Raw genomic sequence first — 1,614 nt, 5'->3', positions numbered from 1 at the left:
TTTTGCTGGGTCGCTGAAGACGTGGTTGTTGATGCTGTGGTTGGCGCTGACGTAGAACAGGTCGTTCAGGCCGAAGGGGTTGTCCAAGGACAGGGTCGCGCCGGCCTGGTAGCGGCCTGTGGCTTTGGTGCCGCTGTCGTCGAGGCTGAGGGTGACGCGCCACTTCTTGGACTGGACGTACTTGACGACGAGGTCGCTGTCGCCGGGGCGGGCGTGGGGGCTGTCGAGGGTTCGATCTGGATGTCAGCCTCGACGGTCGGGGCACGCTTGAGGTTCTCGAGGCCTTGCTCGATGTCGCGCAGGTTCAGGAGATCGCCGGGGCGTGCGGGAATGGCTGTGGCGAGCAAGGAGGCACTTCCAAACAGTGTCGATGACGAATCAGCGGTCGTGCGGATGGCTGCGATGCGGCCGGGCACCAAGGAGAGTGTCAGTGTGCCGCTCGACAAATCCTGCGGCGCGGCAAGCACGCGGGTGGTGACAAAGCCGCGAGCAATCACGGCTTGCTGAGCGCGAGCGAGGACGACGTTGACGCCGGCCGTGCCGAGGCAGCGGCCAACGGGCGAATCACTGCCCTCAGGACCAGACAGATCGGCAACGGCCCACTGGAAGAGTTCGGAGTGCTCGCCGACCAATCGCACACTGTCGATGCGAAAGCAGGGCGACTCCGATTCGGGGAGGCGTTGCGCGGGGACTGGCGGTGCGGCTTGTGAGCGCTGGTCGACGACGCGCTCGTTCTGCTCGCGCAATGCGCGTTCGCGCTCTTGCTGCCGCTGCTGCTCGACGAAGGATTGCGGCGCAGTGGATGACTGCTGAGCCACGGCCAGCAACGGACCGGCTGCCATAGCGGCCGCCAACAGTTTGTGCTTCACTGAACTCCCTATTTTTCAATCTATAAATCTATCGATTGGAGTTTCCCAAACACATCCAAATGAGATTTTCAATCTCTCTTTTCCAGAAAGACGCTCGGCATTGACTGAACCGGCTCGGGGTCTCGAATCCAAACATCATTAATATCCCCCTCCATATAGACCCAGCGATTCCAATTACTAATTAACCAGTCGCGCCTCAATCCATTTCCATTCCCATCGCCAGACTCCAACGGAAAGGTTGCATTAATTCTTCCAGCCTTGTGCCCGGAGATGCAAATCAATCCGCAAGCGGCATCTTTAAATGCTGCTCCAGCATAAAAAACCATCAAGTCAACTATATCCTCTCGATACCAATTTTCTCTATTTTTCTCCACCGAAGGCACCCGTAGCACGGCGCCGCATTTAACATATTCATTCGAATAATCATTCAGTTTTTTCCAGAATTCCATTATTTCATCCTCAAATCGTGCCCGCCAGTGCGATCAATTGAATTAGGAACAGGCTCTCCATTGATTTTAAACTCACCTTGATGGGTACCTTTCGCATTTGTTTTCTCGAATGCGCCATGCTGTGTATCTTGAGCCCACAACACCTGTGAATCATTTGGGTCTCTATATACTACTCGACCATTTAATCTTGTAAGCGCCTTATCCTCTGTCCAGCCATTTACCGAGGCAACATTTCGTAGCGTCTCTTGCTTATATCCCAGCTTTTCCGATGGTGGCATTCCGGGACCATTTACCTT

2 protein-coding genes and 1 pseudogene are annotated in these 1,614 nt (G+C 55.3%); all 3 read right to left on the bottom strand.

Annotation, left to right across the window (positions count from 1 at the left end):
* Window positions 1–842 (bottom strand): annotated as a pseudogene (locus tag BMG07_RS40555) (ShlB/FhaC/HecB family hemolysin secretion/activation protein); the annotation flags it as partial.
* Window positions 843–937: 95 nt separating this feature from the next.
* Entirely contained in the window at window positions 938–1,318 is a 381-nt protein-coding gene (imm45, locus tag BMG07_RS40550) for an Imm45 family immunity protein (RefSeq protein WP_198089194.1), read from the bottom strand.
* The coding region (locus BMG07_RS43825) for a hypothetical protein (RefSeq protein ID WP_269759905.1) at window positions 1,318–1,614 on the bottom strand (297 nt) is incomplete at its 5' end. The genes BMG07_RS43825 and imm45, both read right to left, overlap by 1 nt.

This window comes from Variovorax sp. E3, assembly GCF_016082275.1.
Taxonomy (GTDB): domain Bacteria; phylum Pseudomonadota; class Gammaproteobacteria; order Burkholderiales; family Burkholderiaceae_C; genus Variovorax.
Note: the sequence above shows the minus strand (reverse complement) of the source record. Positions and strands in the feature narration are given on the sequence as shown.